This window comes from Paracoccus lichenicola, assembly GCF_009708075.1.
Classification (GTDB): Bacteria; Pseudomonadota; Alphaproteobacteria; order Rhodobacterales; family Rhodobacteraceae; genus Paracoccus; species Paracoccus lichenicola.
In genome coordinates, this window is sequence record NZ_WMBT01000005.1 from 104,246 (window position 1) to 120,213 (window position 15,968).

The window sequence follows — 15,968 nt, forward strand, 5'->3', positions numbered from 1 at the left end:
ATGACCATCAACCGCCGCGCCATCCTGCTGGGCGCCTCTGCCTGCGCGCTTGCCGCGCCCTTCATCCGGGTGCGCCCCGCGATGGCCGCCGAGTTCAGCTACAAGGTGGCGAACAACCAGCCGCTGGACCACCCCAGCAACGTCCGCCTGGCCGAGGCGCAGACCGCCATCCTGGAGGCCACCGGCGGCCGGTTCGACCTGCAGATCTTCCCGTCGAACCAGCTGGGCGCGGACACCGACGTGCTGGGCCAGCTGCGCGCGGGCGGGGTCGAATTCTTCCAGCTGTCGCCGATCATCCTGTCCACGCTGGTCCCGAACGCATCCATCAACGGCGTGGGCTTCGCCTTCCCCGACTACGACACCGTCTGGAAGGCCATGGACGGCGAACTGGGCGCCTATGAACGCGGCCAGATCGAAGGCGCGGGCCTGGTGGTGATGGAGAGGATCTGGGACAACGGCTTCCGCCAGATCACGTCCTCGACCAAGCCCATCGCCACGCCCGCCGACCTGGAGGGCTTCAAGATCCGCGTGCCGGTCAGCCCGCTCTGGACATCCTTGTTCACGGCCTTCGGGTCCGCCCCTGCGTCGATCAACTTCGCCGAGGTCTATACCGCCCTGCAAACCGGCATCGTCGATGGGCAGGAAAACCCGCTGGCGATCATGAAGACCGCCAAGCTGTGGGAAGTGCAGAAGTACTGTTCCATGACCAACCACATGTGGGACGGGTTCTGGATGCTGGGCAACCGCCGGGCCTGGAACGCCCTGCCCGAGGACGTGCAGCAGGCCGTGGCCGACAGCTTCAACGCCGCCGCCCTCAAGCAGCGCGCCGACATCGCCCAGATGAACGCCACCCTGCGCGGCGAGCTGGAGGCCAACGGCTTCGTCTTCAACGACGCCGATCCCAAGGCGTTCGAGGACAAGCTGCGCGAGGCGGGTTTCTATGCCGAATGGAAGAAGACCTATGGCGACGAGGCCTGGGCCATCCTGGAAGCCGCCATCGGCAGGCAGCTTGCCTGATGCGCGACGCCGCCCCCCTGGATACCGGCGGCACGCAGGCGGTGGCGCGCGCGCTGTCGCTGTTGTCGCTGGTGGGGCGGGGCGGCGCGCAGGGCCTGGGGCTGGCGCAGTTGGCGCAAGCCTCGGGCCTTGCCCGGCCCACGGCGCGGCGGCTGCTGCTGGCCCTGGGGGCGGCGCGGATGGTCGAACAGGACCGGGTGACGCGGCGATACCACCTAGGGCCGGAAACCTATCTGCTGGCGGGCTTCGCTACCGAACGCCACGGCATCGCACACCACGCGCGCGATGCCATGGTCCGGCTGGCCGAACAGACCGGCGACACGGTGCTGCTGACCGTGCCGCAGGACGACCATACCCTGTGCCTGGAACGGATCGAGGGCGATTTCCCCGTCCGCACCCATGCCCTGATGCGCGGCGACCGCAAGCCCGCAGGCGTCGGCGCGGGGGCGCTGGCGATCCTGGCCGCGCTGCCCGAGGCTGAAGCGGCGGCGCTGCTGGCCCGCGTGGTGCCGCTGGTGGGCGATCTGATGCCCGGCCTGCTGGAGGACCTGGCTTATGCCCGAACGCATGGCCATGCCCTGAACCCCGGCCGCGTCGTGGCGGGTTCCTGGGGCCTTGGGGTTGCGATACTCTGGCCCGACGGGCGGCCTGCGGGCGCGTTGTCCATCGCCGCCATCGAGAACCGCATGACCCCCGCGCGGCAAGCGGATCTCGCCGCCGCGCTGCACCGCGAGGCGCAGGCGATCGCCGCCCGCCTTGCCGATCTTGAAAGGAAAAGCGAATGACCGATCCCCTGATCGTCGGCTGGGCGCATACGAAGTTCGGGCGTTCCGAGGCGCCCGACACCCTCGCCTTGATGGCCGAGGTGGCCCTGCCCGCGCTGGAGCACGCGGGCCTGACCCCCGATGCCGTGGATGGCATCTTCACGGGCGTTTACAACAACGGCTTCCAGCGCCAGGATTTCCAGGGCGCGCTGGTCGCCATGGGCAGCCCGGAACTGGCGGGCGTGCCCTTCATGCGCACGGAAAACGCCTGCGCCACCGGATCGGCGGCGCTTTACGCGGCGGCTGACTTCATCGCATCCGGGCGCGGCAAGGTGGCCCTGGTGATCGGGGCCGAGAAGATGACGGCCATTCCCATCGGCGACGTGGGCGGCGTCCTGCTGTCGGCAAGCTTCGTGGCCGAGGAAGGCGACACCCCCGGCGGCTTCGCAGGCGTCTTCGGCCGCATCACCGACAGCTATTTCCAGCGCAACGGCGACCGGTCCGAGGAGCTGGCGATGATCGCCGCCAAGAACCACGACAACGGCACGCGCAACCCTTATGCCCACATGCAGAAGGCCTTCGATCTGGCCTTCTGCAACACGCCGTCCGACAAGAACCCGCTGGTGGCGGGGCCGCTGCGGCGCACCGATTGTTCGCTGGTGTCGGACGGCGCCGCCGCCATCGTGCTGGCCGCGCCCGAGGTGGCCGAGACGCTCAACCGCGCCATCCGCTTCCGCGCGCGCGCCCAGGCGGGCGACATGCTGGCCCTGTCGCGCCGCGACCCGACCGAATTCGCGGGCGCGCACCGGGTCTGGCGGCAGGCGCTGGACCAGGCGGGGCTGGCGATCACCGACCTGTCGCTGGTCGAAACCCACGACTGCTTCACCACCGCCGAGATGATCGAATACGAGGCCATGGGCCTTGCCCCGCGCGGCCAAGGCTGGCGCGTGATCCGCGAGGGCACCACGCGCATGGACGGCAAGCTGCCCGTGAACCCCTCGGGCGGGTTGAAGTCGCGCGGCCATCCCATCGGTGCGACCGGCGTCAGCCAGCACGTCATGGCCGCGATGCAGCTGACCGGGGACGCGGGCGCGATGCAGGTGCCGGGGGCCACCCTGGCGGGCGTCTTCAACATGGGCGGCACGGCGGTCGCCAACTACTGCTCGATCCTGGAACGCGAGAAATGACCGATCCTGTCGGCGGACTGACCCCGGTGTCCACCCGCGTGATGAACCTGGCGACATTCCTGGCGCAGTCCGCCCGGCGCGACCCGGACGGCATCGCCCTGGTCATGGGCGATGTCCGCTGGACCTGGGGCCAGTGGAACGCCCGCGCCGACGCCCTGGCCCATGCGCTGCAAACGCGCTTTAGGTTGCAAAAGGGCGACAGGGTGATGTGCCAGTCGCAGAACTGCACCGAGATGATGCAGGCGATGTTCGCCGTCTGGCGCGCGGGCGGGGTCTGGGTGCCCGCCAACTTCCGCCAGACGCCCGAGGAGGTCGCGTATCTGACCCAGGCGTCCGGCGCCTCGCTGATGTTTTGCAACGCCGGGTTCCCCGACCACGCGGCGGCCTGCGGCGTGACGACGCTGGCTTTTGGAACGGCAGAGTTCGGGCCTTCGGTCGATGTGATCACAGCCGAAAACATGGGCCAGCGCCCGCAGGTGGCCGCGGTTGACCGTGACGATCCCTGCTGGTTCTTCTTCACCTCGGGCACCACCGGGCGCCCCAAGGCCAGCGTCCTGACCCACGGGCAGATGGCCTTCGTGGTGACGAACCACCTGGCCGACCTGATGCCGGGACTGACGGGGGACGACGCGTCCTTGGTGGTCGCGCCGCTCTCGCATGGCGCAGGCGTGCATCAGCTGACCCAGGTGGCGCGGGGGGTGAAGACGATCCTGCTGCCGACCGAACGGTTCGACGTGGCGCAGGTCTGGGATTTGGTGCGGGACTGGCGCGTCTCGACCATGTTCACGGTGCCCACGATCCTGAAGCTGCTGGTCGAACATCCCTCGACCGCGCGGGCCGACACGTCCTCGCTGCGATACGTCATCTATGCCGGCGCGCCGATGTACCGGGTAGATCAGCAGAAGGCCTTGCAAACGCTGGGTCCGGTGCTGGTCCAGTATTTCGGGCTGGGCGAGGTCACGGGCAACATCACCGTCCTGCCCGCCCATCTGCACCAGACCGAGGACAGCCCCCAGGCCCGCATCGGCACCTGCGGCCATGCCCGCACGGGGATCGAGATCCAGATCCAGGACGATCAGGGCCGCGAAGTCGCGCCGGGCGAGACGGGGGAAATCTGCTGCATCGGCCCGGCCGTCTTCGCGGGCTATTACCGGAACCCCGAGGCGAACGCCAAATCCTTCCGCGACGGCTGGTTCCGCACGGGCGACCTGGGCCACATGGACGATCAGGGCTTCGTCTACATCACCGGGCGGCAGTCGGACATGTTCATTTCGGGCGGGTCGAACGTCTATCCGCGGGAAATCGAGGAAAAGATCCTCACCCACCCCGCCATATCCGAGGTCGCGGTGCTGGGCGTCCCCGACCCCTTGTGGGGGGAAATCGGCTGGGCGGTCTGCGTGGCGAACGCCCCGGTGGCCGAGGAAGACCTGGCCGCCTTCCTGGACGGCAAGTTGTCGCGCTACAAGATGCCCAAGCGGTTCCTGTTCTGGGACGCGCTTCCGAAATCGGCCTATGGCAAGATCACCAAGAAGATGATCCGCGCCGAACTGGAAGCCCGCGGCATGATCGCATGAACCGCCGCATGATTCATCCCGGCCCGCGCGCGGCGGTGCGCGCGGCGGCGGTGCGCGCGTCCCTGCGGCCCGTCGCGGGCGTGCTGCCTGCGGGGCGGACGGTGATGACGGCGGTGGCGCGGCTGTTCGCGGATGCGGGCTGCAAGGGCGGCGTGGTCTGGCTGGACAATGTTGTCTGCGATCCCATCCGCTTCGTGCTGCCCGCGCCCTCGACCGACGGCATCCATGCGGCCTGGTATTCGGACATCCACGCCCCGGATGGGCCGGTGACGATCCGCCGCGCGACGGCCACGGTCGGCTGGAAGGACGGCGCGCCGTTCCTGCATTGCCACGGCACTTGGGGCGACAGCATGGGCCATCTGCTGCCGCTGGACAGCGTTTTGGCGGCGGACACCCCCGTCACCGGCATCGGCGCGCCGGATGCCTGGTTCGAGGCCCTGCCCGACCCGGAAACCGCCTTCACCCTGTTCACCCCGCAAGGCACCGGCAGCGGCCCCGGCCTGCTGGTCCGGATCCTGCCCGGCGAGGATGCGGTCACGGCCATCGAAACCCTATGCGCCCGCCACGGCATCGCCGACGCCCGCCTGCACGGCGTGGGCAGCATCGACCACATCCGCTTCACCGACGGCCACCGCATGGACTGCCACGCCACGGAACTGCGGCTGGACGGGGCGACCCTGACGGCAGGCCGCGCCACGGTCCCGATCGAGGCCGTGGACATCAACGGCACCATCATGCGCGGCAGGCTGGAACGCGGGGCGAACCCGGTCGGCGTGACGCTGGAACTCATCATCGAAAGGACGGACCCATGACGGACGCGAAGGTTGCCATCGTGACGGGGGGCGCGCGGGGCATCGGCCTGGCCGCCACGGAAATCTTCCTGGAACAAGGCTGGCGCGTCGCCGCCGTGGACCGCGACACCGAAGAACTGCACCGCGCCTGCGACCCCATCGCGAACGTCCTGCCCGTCGAGGCCGACATTTCCGACCCCCAGGCCGTCGATGGCGTGATCCGGCAGGTCGTCCGCCAGTGGGGCCGCGTCGATGCGCTGGTCAACAACGCGGGCGTGGCGCTGTTTTCCCGCGCGGGCCAGACCAATTTCGAGCAATGGCGAGAGGTGATGGCCACGAACCTGGACGGCGTGTTCCTGTGCACCCAGGCGGCGATCCCGGAACTGGCGAAGACGCGGGGCGCCATCGTCAACATCGCTTCGATTTCCGGCCTCAGGGCATCGACGCTGCGGGTGGCCTATGGCACGTCCAAGGCCGCGGTGATCCACCTGACCAAGCAATTCGCCGCCGAACTGGGCGAACAGGGCATCCGCGTCAACTGCGTGGCCCCCGGCCCGGTCAAGACCAAGCTCGCCATGGCCGTCCACGCGCCCGAAATCATCAGCGCCTATTACGACGCGATCCCGCTCAACCGCTATGGCGAGGCGCGCGAGATCGCCGAGGCCATCGTGTTCCTGTGTTCCGACAAGGCCAGCTTCATCAGCGGGCAGACCCTGGCCGTGGATGGCGGATTCGACGCGACGGGCGTCGGCCTGCCCGCCCTGCGGCGCGAGGACGGAACCGAACGCACGGCCTGAATCCGGCACGTGATCAAACGGGCCGGATTACCTGTTATTTAATGCGGCTTATTGGGAAAATAAATCCATAATATGCCGCATTATTTAACTGTGGTTTTAATTAAGATTTAATGTTATTCATTCAAAGGGCAGATTATCGGCGCTGAAACAAGACGGCGCCGGATTATCCCACCCGCAGCATCGCCGCGGATTATCAAGTTCGGCGCAGGGTCCCTGCGCCGGTGTGATCACGATTGCCTGGAGATGAACATGCTGTTTTCGCTCAGCCACGGAACGCGGATCGTCCAAGACACCGCCGTCCCGCAGCCCGCCGCGGACGCCGCCCCGGCACGCGCCCTGGCGGTTCTGGAAAATCCCGCCCGACTGGACCGCCTGGACGCCAAGCCCCTGTCCGCCGTGGTGGACGGCGCGCCCGCCCCCGGACCCGATGCGAGGACGCGACAGGCCATGGCCACCGCGCCGGGGACCTTCCGCTATCTGTTCCGCGACGCACCCGGCCTGCCCGAAGGCCCCGCCACGCTGGCCGCGCTGGACCAGCTGGCCGACAGCATGGCGACCGAGGTTGCGGGTCCCGGCGACGGGTCGGTCGCGCCCATCGTCACCTATTTCGGCCAGTTCATCGACCACGACATCACCGCCAACACCGACCGGGAGGTCGCAGGACTGTCGGAAATCGCGGGCGACATCGCTCCCATGGACCGCGTGCAGGTCGAGAACGGGCTGGACAACCTGCGCGAAGGGACGCTGGCGTTGGACAGCCTTTACGGCGATTCGCCCGGCCAGGGGGCCTTTGCCACCAAGCTCGCGGGGCTGATGCGGCATCCGACCTTCACCGACAAGATGCGCCTTGGCCTGACCGCCGATTCCGGCGACGGCCGCCCGCCCCTGCCCGCCGATCCCGCAGCCGACCTTTTGCGGCTTGGCTTCCTGATGGACCGGGGCGACATCACCGAGGCCGAGCTGAACGCCCTGCCCCCGGACCTGCGCGCCAATTTCGTGGATGCCGACGGCCCGATCCGCACGCGCGCGATCATCGGCGACGGGCGCAACGACGAAAACCTGCTGGTGGCGCAGCTTCACGTGGCCTTCCTGCGCCTGCACAACCGCCTTGTCGACCTGGGCAACGACTTCGAGGAAGCCCGCCGGCTGACCCGCTTTCATTACCAATGGCTGGTCCTGAACGCCTTCTTGCCCGCGATCTGCGCGAACGATGTCGTGGACGAGGTCTTGGCGACCGGCGCGCCCCTTTATGCCGAATTCCTGGCCGACCATCCGCCCGCCGATCCGGCCAGGATGCCGATGCCGCTGGAATTCTCGGTCGCGGGCTTCCGCTTCGGGCATTCCATGGTGCGCGGCGGCTATGACCACAACCGCTTCTTCGGCAGGGCGGTGGCGGGGTCTGGCCAACTGGCGCCCTTTGCCAGCTTCGTGCAGCTGTTCCAGTTCACCGGCAGCGGCAAGATGCCCTCGCCCCTGACGGCGGATCCCAAGACCTCGCTGCCCGGCAACTGGGTGATCGAATGGGACCGCTTCGTTCATGCGGAAACGCCCCTGCGGTCGTCGCGCAAGATCGACACGCATCTGGCCCCGCCGCTGGACGACATGATCAACCAGCCCGCCAACCCCGCGGTGATGAAGCGCCTGGCCGGGCGCAACCTGCGGCGCGGATACCGGCTGAACATCCCGTCCGCCCAGGGGGTGATCGAGGCGATCAACGCCACCGGCCTTTACCGCCCCATCCCGGTGCTGACGCCCGAGCAGGTGGCCGAAGGGCGCGATTTCCTGACAGCCCCCGGCCTGGATGCGGCCACGCCCTTGTGGTTCTATGTGCTGCGGGAAGCCGAATTGGTCGGCGGCAACCACCTGGGCGCGCTTGGCAGCCATCTGGTCGCCAACACCCTGGCGGGGCTGGTGATCAACGACGCCGGTTCCTATTGGAACGCCCGGATCGCCGGGCACCGCTGGTCGCCGCATCTGTTCCAGCCCTCGCGGCCCATCGACAGCCTCAAGGCGATGCTGCGCTTTACCGGGCTTCTGGCCTGACCGCTTCCTCCTGGCCGAACCGGTCGGCCAGGGCCTGCACCATCCGCCGCCCCAGGGGACCGGGGCGGCGATGCGCGGGCCAGGCCACCACGACCGTGCGGACCGGGTGGAACTGCATGTCCTCGCAGACAAGCGGCACGATCTCGCCCCGCGCGATCTCGGCCTCGAAGGTGCGGCTGGCGGAAAAGCACCAGCCAAGCCCCGCCGCGACCATCGACTTGATGGATTCCACGTCGTTCACGGTCCAGACATCGGTGGAAAAGAGCCGCCCCACCCGCTCCATGTCGATCTGCGGCGATCCGACGTAATAGATCTGCCGTTCCCGGTCGAAGACCCGCATCGCCAGGGGCTGCGGCAGGCGGGCCAGCCGGTGGCCCGCGGCGCAGACCGGACCCAGGGTTTCGGATCCCAGGTGGCGGGCGGAAATGTCGGACGGGATCGCGGCGGCCAGCGTCAGGGCGAAGTCGAAGTTCCCGTTTCGCAGGTCGTCCCACAAGGTCGCCAGCGACGAGTTGAAGAACTGGAACCGCGCGTGCGGGTGATCGCCCGCAAAGGCCCGCAGCGCGGCGTTCAGGTCGGCGCGCGGGAACAGCACGTCCACCAGCACGCGCACACGCGTTTCCTCGCCCTTTTGCAGCGATTCGGCGTGGGTCGCGAAACTCCGGGCGCGGTCCACGACGCTGCGCGCCTCGGCCAGCAGGACGCGTCCGCGTTCGGTCAGTTCGGCCCGGTTGGCGCCGCGGCCCAGCAGGGGGAAGCCGCATTGTTGCTCCAGTTGCGCCAGGGAATAGCTGACGGATGAGATGGGCCGCCGCAGGTCCTTGGCCGCCGCCGTCAGGCTGCCCGTGTCGGCGATGGCGCAGAAGGCGCGCAGGTGATCGACCAGGTTCGGGTGCATTTCCAAAATCCCGAAAGGGTTTTGCCATTCTTTTCGGTTTACCGAAAAACCGATCTGATGCTAGCCTTTCCTGATCCAAGGCCGGAGGAGGAACCGGCCAGCACGACTGTTTGGGAGGACAGGTCATGCGCGGACCGAACGGACGCCTGCCTGCATGAGTGGCGATCACACCCTTGTCTGCGACGACATCACTCGCCGCTTCGGCGGGGTGGTCGCGCTGAAGAACGTGTCCATGGCCGTGCGGCGGGGCGAAATCTTCGGCCTGGTCGGTCCCAACGGCTCGGGCAAGACCACGCTGGTCAACGCCATCACCGGCTTCTATCCCCCGCAGATCGGCCGCATCACGCTGGACGGGCGGCAGATCAACGGGCTGAAGCCGTTCCGCATCGCCGCCATGGGCGTGGCGCGCACCTTCCAGAACGTCGCGCTGTTCCACGGGATGTCGGTCCTGGACAACATCCTGATGGGCCGGCACATCTTCATGAAGCCCAATCCGCTGGCGTCCTTCTTCTATCCCTGGTGGGCGCGAAAGGAAGAAGTCGCGCACCGCCGCCATGTCGAGGAGGTGATCGACCTTCTGCAACTGGCGCCCGCGCGCGACGAGCATGTCGACGTGATCCCCCTGGGGCTGCAAAAGCGGGTCGAGCTGGCCCGCGCGCTCTGCGCCGAACCCAAGCTGCTGGTGCTGGACGAGCCGATGGCGGGGATGAACCAGGAGGAAAAGGAATACATGGTCCGCTTCATCCTGGACGCGCAGGAGGCGTTGGGCCTGACGGTGCTGATCATCGAGCATCACATGGATGTGGTCACCGCGCTCTGCGACCGGGTGCTGGTCCTGAACAACGGCCAGGAAATCGCCCAGGGCCCCGCGCGCGAAGCCATTGCCGATCCCCGCGTGGTCGAGGCCTATATCGGAAAGCCCCGCTATGCAGCATGACCCGGTGGACATGAGCCGCGCCCAGGCCCTGCATCCGAACTGGCGGGCGGGCGACACCATCCTGGCGCGTCTGGCGCAGAACGCCGCCGAGGTGCCGGACCAGGTGGCGATGCGCGAACGCGACCATGGCATCTGGCAGGAATACACCTGGGCCGATTACCTGCGCGCCGTGGTGGAATTTGCGGCAGGCCTTGAGGCGCGGGGCGTCAAGCCCGGCGACGTGGTGATGGTGATCGGCGACAACCGCCCGAACCTGTATTTCGCGATGCTGGGCGCGGCCTGCCTGCGGGCCATCCCGTCCCCCGCCTATGCCGACGCGCCGACCGAGGAACTGGCCGCCCAGATGGAGCGCGAGGACATCCGCGTCGCCGTGGCCGAGGATCAGGAGCAGGTGGACAAGATGCTTGAGGCCAAGGGCCGCTGGCAGCATCTGGACCTGGTGATCTATGACGACCCGCGCGGCTTGGCGGGGCAGGAACCCGAAGGCGTGGCGGGGTTCGACGCGATCCGGGCCGAGGGCGCGGCGCGTCTGGCCGCCGAACCCGGGCTGGCGCAGTCGCTGATCGCGCGCCCGACCGTGCATGACATCGTGGTTCTGATGCATTCGTCCGGCACCACCGGCGCGCCCAAGGGCATCCCCTTGAAGCACGGCCATGTCCTGTCGGGCGTCCGCAATGCCGCCGCCGCCGGGTATTTCGGGCCGGGCGAGGTCCACATGGCCTATCTGCCGATGGCCTGGGTGGGCGATTTCATCTTCTCGGTCGGCGCCGCGACCGAGTTGCGCTTTACCGTCAACATCCCCGAGGCGAACGAGACCGCCCTGCACGACCTGCGGGAAATCGCGCCCACGCTCTATTTCGCCTCGCCCCGCGCCTGGTCGGCCATGCTGACGCGGGTGCAGGTGGGGATCGCGGAAACCACCGGGTTGAAGCGCAGGCTGTATGATTACTTCATGCCGCGCGCCATGGCCGCGGAACGGGCGCGGCTGGACGGCAAGCCCGCGGGCGGCGGGCTGACGCGGTTCCTGGGCGAATGGCTGATCCATGGCCCGATCCGCGACCAGCTTGGCCTGGGCCGAGTCAAACGCGCCTACACCGCCGGAGAGGCCATCGGCGAGGACGTGTTCCTGTGGTTCCGCGCCATCGGGTTGAACCTGCGCCAGTTCTATGGCCAGACGGAAAACTGCGCCTTGGCCGTGGCCCAGAACCCCGCCGACATATCCCTCACCACGGTCGGCCGCCCCTTCCCCGGCGTCGAGATGAAGATCGACGAAGGGGGCGAAATCCTGCTGCGCGGCGACAACATCTTCGACGGCTATTTCCAAAACCCCAAGGCCAGCGCCGAGGCGTTGCGGGACGGCTGGTTGCACACGGGCGACGCGGGCCAGATCGAGCCGGACGGGCAGCTTGTCGTCCTGGGCCGCGTGTCCGAGGTGGTGGAAAAGCGCGACGGCACCCGATTCATCCCGACCTATATCGAGAACCGGCTGAAGTTCAGTTCCTTTATCAAGGACGCCGCCGTGGTGGGCCAGGGCCGCGACATGCTGGTGGCGATCGTCTGCATCGACTTCCAGGCGGTGGGCCAATGGGCGCAGGAACATGGCGTGTCCTATACCTCCTACGCCGAACTGTCCCAAGCCACCCCCGTCTATGACTTGATCGCGCGCCAGATCGCCGACGTGAACGCCCATCTGCCGCACGGGCTGTCCATCGACCGCTTCGTGAACCTGCACAAGGAATTCGACCCCGACGACGGGGAAGTCACGCGCACCCGCAAGCTCAAGCGCAACGTGATCGACGACCGTTACGGCCCGATCATCGAGGCGCTGAACCGGGGCGACGGCCAGATCGACTTCAAGGCGCGCATCACCTATGAGAACGGCCAGACCGGGTCGCTGGACCGGGTCTTGCGGCTGTCCGACGTGAAGGGGGCCGGTTGAATGGCGTATTTCATCGAACTGTTCATCAGCGGCGCGCTGACCGGGCTGATGTATGCGCTGGTGGCCCTGGGCTTCGTGCTGATCTACAAGTCGGCGGGCGTGCCGAACCTGGCGCAGGGCGCGCTGGTGATGACCGCCGGCTACGCCGTCTGGATGGTCATGTCCTGGGGCCTGAACGTCTGGATCGCCATCCCCCTGGCCGCCGCGATCATGTTCGGCTTCGGCCTGGTGGTCGAACGCCTGCTCTTGCGCCGGATGGTGGGCCAGCCGGTCATCATGGTGGTGATGCTGACGCTGGGCCTGGAGATCCTGCTGCGCGGGCTTGTCCCCGGCATCCTGGGATCGACGCCGAAGCCCATCGACCTCGGCATCGGCTTCGCGCCCATCATCATCGGCGACGTGTTCATCAACCGCACCTCGCTCTATGGCGGCATCGTCGCGCTGGCTCTGGTCGGCGCCTCGCTGCTGTTCTTCCGCACCAGGCTGGGGACCAAGCTGCGCGCGGTGTCCGACGATCATGTGTCCAGCTGGGCGGTGGGCATTTCCGTGGAACGCGCCATCGGGATTTCCTGGGGCCTTGCGGGCATCGCCGCCGTGGTGGCAGGGGCGCTGTGGGGATCGTCGCAGGGGGTGGACTGGACGCTGTCCACGCTGCTGTTCCCCGCCGTGGCCGTGGTGATCCTGGGGGGCGTGGATTCCGTGCCCGGCGTGATCGTGGGCGGCATCCTGGTGGGGGTGCTGGGCACGGTGATCCCCGGATACCTGGACAGCATTGCGGGCGGATCGACGCGCGACGTGGTCACGTCCCTCATCATCCTGCTGACCATCATGGTCCGCCCCTTCGGCATCTTTGGCCGCGAAGACATCGAGAGGATCTGACGCCATGTTCTATCGCCTCTCGGGGACATACCACACCAGCTACGAAGCCGACCGCAGGCTGTGGAAGATCCCCACGGACCGCTGGCTGGTGATCGGGCTTCTGGTGCTGGCGTTGCTGGCGCCGCTTTACGTCTCGCCGCTGTATCTGGGCAGCTATGTCCTGCCCTGGGTGATCTGGTCGGCCGCCGCCTTGTCGCTGACGCTTCTGATGGGACTGGCGGGGCAGTTGCATTTCGGCTTTGCCGCGGTGATGGCGATCGGGGCCTATGCGTCCATCCACCTGGTCCGGGCGGGCATCCCGTTCGAGATCGCGCTGCTGCTGTCGGGCCTGATCGCGGCGGTGATCGGCGCGGTCTTCGGCGGCGCGGCGCTGCGGGTCAAGGGCCTCTATCTGGTCATGGCGACGCTGGCGATGCAGTATCTGGTCGATTGGGTCGTGGTGAACATCCCCGCCATTTCCGGCGGGGCGCACGCGACCTTGCGCACGCCCGCCGTCAGCTTCCTGTTCCTGCCAATCGAAAGCCTCGCCGCGCGTTACTGGCTGGCGCTGGCCTGGGCGGTGCTGCTGACGGTGTTCTTCATGAACGTCAAGCGCACGTCCTTTGGCCGCGCCTTGGTGGCGATCCGCGACAAGGACTTCGCCGCCGCCGTGATCGGGGTGGATCCCTTCAAGACCAAGCTGATGGCCTTCTTCACGTCCTCGTTCATGGGCGGGGTGACGGGCGCGGTCCTGGCCTTCTGCTTCTATCGCGCGGTGACGCCGGAACAGTTCGGCTTCAACGTGTCGATCCAGCTTGTCGCCATGGTGCTGGTGGGGGGCCTGGGATCGGTGATCGGCGCTTGGCTGGGCGCGGGCTTCGTGCTGCTGGCGCCGATCTTCCTGACGAACCTGGTGTCCGGCCTGGCCGCCGGGGGATGGGTGCCGGTCAGCCAGAACTTCCTGTCGCACCTGCCCCTGATGATCTACGGCGCGATGATCATCGGCTTCCTGCTGCTGGAACCGCTGGGCCTGGCGAAGATCTACGACAACATCCGCAAGTATTTCCTGGTCTGGCCGTTCCGCCACGCCAGAAGCTGAACCCCTGGGGAGGGGGAAAATGATGGGAGGAAGACACATGACCTTTCTGCGCAAGCTGGCGCTGACCACGGCCCTGGTCGCTGGCCTGTCCGCCCCCGTGGCGGCCGAGGACGTCAAGTTCGGGCTGCTTCAGGACTTCACGGCGGTCTACACCTTCGTGACCGGGCAGTACAACCAGGGCCAGCAGGATTACCTGGCGCTGGCGAACGCCGAAGGCGCCTTGGGCGATGGCAACACGGTGACGGCCATCGTGCGCGACACCGGCAACCAGCCGCAGCGCGGGATCGAGGCCTATAACCGCGCCAAGGAGGAAGGCGCGATCCTGTTCGACTTCCTGTCCACGCCGGTCTCCGCCGCCATCCTGGACCAGGCCCAGGCCGACAGGAACGTGGTCATCACCCCCGCCCACGGGCGCGGCGACGCATCCGACGGGACGGTCTTTCCCTATGTCTTCCCGATGCTGCCCACCTATTGGGCGCAGGCCGCGGCCCTGATCGAACACATGAAGACCACCGGCGGGCTGGAAGGGAAAAAGATCGCCATCGTCCATATCGACAGCCCCTTCGGACGCGAACCCGGCCCGATCCTGACCGCGCTGGCCGAACAGGAAAAGTTCGAGTTCCAGGCCTTCCCCTATGCCTCGCCCGGCAACGAACAGTCCGCCGCCTGGTCCGAGGTGCGGCGCTACCGCCCCGACTACGTCCTGATCTGGGGCGCGGGCGGCGGGCAGGCCGTGTCGGTCCGCACCGCGATCCAGAACGGCATCGCCCCCGAACAGATCCATTCGGTGATCTGGCTGGCCGAAACCGACGCCGCCAACGTCGGCCCGCAGATGAAGGGCGTGAAGCGGTTCGAGGCGACGGCGGCGGGCACCGACCACCCGATCATCCAGCGCATCCAGGAAAAGGTCATCGACGCGGGCAAGGGCGCGGGCGATCAGGCCAATGTCGGCAACAGCTATTACAACCTGGGCGTGGCGACCATGGCCGTCGCGGTCGAGGCCGCGCGGCTTGGCCTGGAAAGCGGCGGGCCACTGACGGGCGAGACGCTGAAGGCGGGGTTCGAGAAGATCGCGGGCTATGATGCCGAGGGCCTGATGCCCCCCGTCACCTACACGGCCGAGGATCACCAGGGCGGCGGCGCGGGCCGCGTGTCGGAATGGGACGGCGAGAAATGGGTGCCGGTCAGCGAATGGAAGGCGTCATACCCCGACCTGATCCGCCAGGTGATCAAGGAATCGGCCGCCAAATACGCGGCCGAGCATTGACGCCATGCCCGCGCTGATCCTGGAAAACGTCGAGGTCATCTATGACAAGGTCTTCCTGGCCATCAAGGGCGTGTCCTTGGAAGTGGGCGAGGGAGAGATGGTCGCCCTTCTGGGATCGAACGGCGCGGGCAAATCGACGACGCTGAAATCCGTCTCGGGGCTGCTTGGTCCCGAGCGCGGGCTGGTCACGCGGGGCGAGATCCGCTGGGGCGACCGATCCATCCTGCCCCTGGGCGCGCCGGAACGGGTGGCGGGGGGCCTGGTGCATGTGCTGGAAGGCCGGCGCATCTTCGGCCACCTGACGCCCGACGAGAACCTGATCGCCGCCTATCGCGGGCGCAGCATGGCGCGCTTCAACGAATTGCGCGAACAGGTCTATGCCTATTTCCCGCGCCTCAAGGAACGCATCAAGTCCAAGGCCGGATACCTGTCGGGCGGCGAACAGCAGATGCTGGCCATTGGCCGGGCGCTGATGACGGAACCCCGGCTCATCATGCTGGACGAGCCGTCGCTGGGCCTGTCGCCGCTCTTGGTGCAGGAAATCTTCGGCATCATCGGCACGATCAATGCGGAACAGGGCATGTCGGTCCTGCTGGTCGAACAGAACGCGGCGGCCACGCTGGACATCGTCAGCCGCGCCTATCTGATCGAACAGGGACAGGTCGTGATGTCGGGATCCGCCGAAACGCTGAAATCGAACCCCGACGTGCAGGACTTCTATCTGGGCGGGGCGGGGCATACCGATTACCGCAACGTCAAACACTATCGCCGGCGCAAACGCTGGCTGGCCTGAGGAA

The 15,968-nt window shown here is 67.5% G+C and carries 14 protein-coding genes; 13 read left to right on the plus strand and 1 reads right to left on the minus strand.

Going from position 1 to position 15,968, the window contains the following annotated elements:
- The 7 genes from GIY56_RS10410 to GIY56_RS10440 all read left to right on the plus strand — a co-directional run bounded on the left by GIY56_RS10410 (window position 1) and on the right by GIY56_RS10440 (window position 8,173).
- Window positions 1-1,017 carry a TRAP transporter substrate-binding protein gene (locus tag GIY56_RS10410; RefSeq protein ID WP_154764771.1) on the plus strand — a complete coding sequence of 339 codons (1,017 nt, stop codon included), beginning with the start codon at window positions 1-3 and terminating at the stop codon, window positions 1,015-1,017.
- Window positions 1,017-1,802 carry an IclR family transcriptional regulator gene (locus GIY56_RS10415; protein ID WP_154764772.1) on the plus strand — a complete coding sequence of 262 codons (786 nt, stop codon included), beginning with the start codon at window positions 1,017-1,019 and terminating at the stop codon, window positions 1,800-1,802. The genes GIY56_RS10410 and GIY56_RS10415 overlap by 1 nt, the downstream gene beginning before the upstream one ends.
- Entirely contained in the window at window positions 1,799-2,968 is a 1,170-nt protein-coding gene (locus tag GIY56_RS10420; RefSeq protein ID WP_154764773.1) for an acetyl-CoA acetyltransferase, read from the plus strand. Before GIY56_RS10415 ends, GIY56_RS10420 begins: the two co-directional genes overlap by 4 nt.
- Complete coding sequence (locus GIY56_RS10425) at window positions 2,965-4,542, plus strand: acyl-CoA synthetase (RefSeq protein ID WP_154764774.1); 1,578 nt, start codon at window positions 2,965-2,967, stop codon at window positions 4,540-4,542. The genes GIY56_RS10420 and GIY56_RS10425 overlap by 4 nt, the downstream gene beginning before the upstream one ends.
- Window positions 4,539-5,354: a PCC domain-containing protein gene (locus tag GIY56_RS10430; protein WP_196053603.1), complete on the plus strand. Its 816-nt coding sequence runs from the start codon at window positions 4,539-4,541 to the stop codon at window positions 5,352-5,354. Before GIY56_RS10425 ends, GIY56_RS10430 begins: the two co-directional genes overlap by 4 nt.
- Window positions 5,351-6,130 carry an SDR family NAD(P)-dependent oxidoreductase gene (locus GIY56_RS10435; RefSeq protein ID WP_154764775.1) on the plus strand — a complete coding sequence of 260 codons (780 nt, stop codon included), beginning with the start codon at window positions 5,351-5,353 and terminating at the stop codon, window positions 6,128-6,130. The genes GIY56_RS10430 and GIY56_RS10435 overlap by 4 nt, the downstream gene beginning before the upstream one ends.
- A gap of 243 nt (window positions 6,131-6,373) precedes the next feature.
- On the plus strand, window positions 6,374-8,173 hold the full coding sequence (locus GIY56_RS10440; protein WP_154764776.1) for a peroxidase family protein: 1,800 nt from the start codon (window positions 6,374-6,376) through the stop codon (window positions 8,171-8,173).
- On the opposite strand, the gene GIY56_RS10445 is transcribed toward GIY56_RS10440, so the two are convergent.
- On the minus strand, window positions 8,154-9,071 hold the full coding sequence (locus tag GIY56_RS10445; RefSeq protein WP_154764777.1) for a LysR family transcriptional regulator: 918 nt from the start codon (window positions 9,069-9,071) through the stop codon (window positions 8,154-8,156). The genes GIY56_RS10440 and GIY56_RS10445 overlap by 20 nt on opposite strands.
- A gap of 154 nt (window positions 9,072-9,225) precedes the next feature.
- On the opposite strand from GIY56_RS10445, the gene GIY56_RS10450 reads away from it, so the two are divergent.
- The 6 genes from GIY56_RS10450 to GIY56_RS10475 are packed head-to-tail and all read left to right on the plus strand — an operon-like array spanning window position 9,226 to window position 15,964.
- Complete coding sequence (locus GIY56_RS10450) at window positions 9,226-10,008, plus strand: ABC transporter ATP-binding protein (protein ID WP_154764778.1); 783 nt, start codon at window positions 9,226-9,228, stop codon at window positions 10,006-10,008.
- On the plus strand, window positions 9,998-11,947 hold the full coding sequence (locus tag GIY56_RS10455) for an AMP-dependent synthetase/ligase (protein ID WP_154764779.1): 1,950 nt from the start codon (window positions 9,998-10,000) through the stop codon (window positions 11,945-11,947). The genes GIY56_RS10450 and GIY56_RS10455 overlap by 11 nt, the downstream gene beginning before the upstream one ends.
- On the plus strand, window positions 11,948-12,826 hold the full coding sequence (locus GIY56_RS10460) for a branched-chain amino acid ABC transporter permease (RefSeq protein WP_154764780.1): 879 nt from the start codon (window positions 11,948-11,950) through the stop codon (window positions 12,824-12,826).
- A gap of 4 nt (window positions 12,827-12,830) precedes the next feature.
- On the plus strand, window positions 12,831-13,904 hold the full coding sequence (locus GIY56_RS10465; protein WP_154764781.1) for a branched-chain amino acid ABC transporter permease: 1,074 nt from the start codon (window positions 12,831-12,833) through the stop codon (window positions 13,902-13,904).
- Between the two features lie 37 nt (window positions 13,905-13,941).
- The gene (locus GIY56_RS10470) at window positions 13,942-15,171 is read left to right on the plus strand and encodes an ABC transporter substrate-binding protein (RefSeq protein WP_154764782.1); all 1,230 of its coding nucleotides are present in this window, start codon (window positions 13,942-13,944) and stop codon (window positions 15,169-15,171) included.
- A gap of 4 nt (window positions 15,172-15,175) precedes the next feature.
- Entirely contained in the window at window positions 15,176-15,964 is a 789-nt protein-coding gene (locus GIY56_RS10475) for an ABC transporter ATP-binding protein (RefSeq protein WP_154764783.1), read from the plus strand.
- Window positions 15,965-15,968: the final 4 nt, after the last annotated feature.

Coding starts and splice junctions, on each gene's coding strand:
- GIY56_RS10460 (WP_154764780.1), top strand. CDS start 11,948: ATGGCGTATTTCATCGAACTGTTCATCAGCGGCGCGCTGACCGGGCTG.
- GIY56_RS10435 (WP_154764775.1), top strand. CDS start 5,351: ATGACGGACGCGAAGGTTGCCATCGTGACGGGGGGCGCGCGGGGCATC.
- GIY56_RS10450 (WP_154764778.1), top strand. CDS start 9,226: ATGAGTGGCGATCACACCCTTGTCTGCGACGACATCACTCGCCGCTTC.
- GIY56_RS10465 (WP_154764781.1), top strand. CDS start 12,831: ATGTTCTATCGCCTCTCGGGGACATACCACACCAGCTACGAAGCCGAC.
- GIY56_RS10455 (WP_154764779.1), top strand. CDS start 9,998: ATGCAGCATGACCCGGTGGACATGAGCCGCGCCCAGGCCCTGCATCCG.
- GIY56_RS10470 (WP_154764782.1), top strand. CDS start 13,942: ATGACCTTTCTGCGCAAGCTGGCGCTGACCACGGCCCTGGTCGCTGGC.
- GIY56_RS10430 (WP_196053603.1), top strand. CDS start 4,539: ATGAACCGCCGCATGATTCATCCCGGCCCGCGCGCGGCGGTGCGCGCG.
- GIY56_RS10420 (WP_154764773.1), top strand. CDS start 1,799: ATGACCGATCCCCTGATCGTCGGCTGGGCGCATACGAAGTTCGGGCGT.
- GIY56_RS10425 (WP_154764774.1), top strand. CDS start 2,965: ATGACCGATCCTGTCGGCGGACTGACCCCGGTGTCCACCCGCGTGATG.
- GIY56_RS10445 (WP_154764777.1), bottom strand. CDS start 9,071: ATGCACCCGAACCTGGTCGATCACCTGCGCGCCTTCTGCGCCATCGCC.
- GIY56_RS10440 (WP_154764776.1), top strand. CDS start 6,374: ATGAACATGCTGTTTTCGCTCAGCCACGGAACGCGGATCGTCCAAGAC.
- GIY56_RS10475 (WP_154764783.1), top strand. CDS start 15,176: ATGCCCGCGCTGATCCTGGAAAACGTCGAGGTCATCTATGACAAGGTC.
- GIY56_RS10410 (WP_154764771.1), top strand. CDS start 1: ATGACCATCAACCGCCGCGCCATCCTGCTGGGCGCCTCTGCCTGCGCG.
- GIY56_RS10415 (WP_154764772.1), top strand. CDS start 1,017: ATGCGCGACGCCGCCCCCCTGGATACCGGCGGCACGCAGGCGGTGGCG.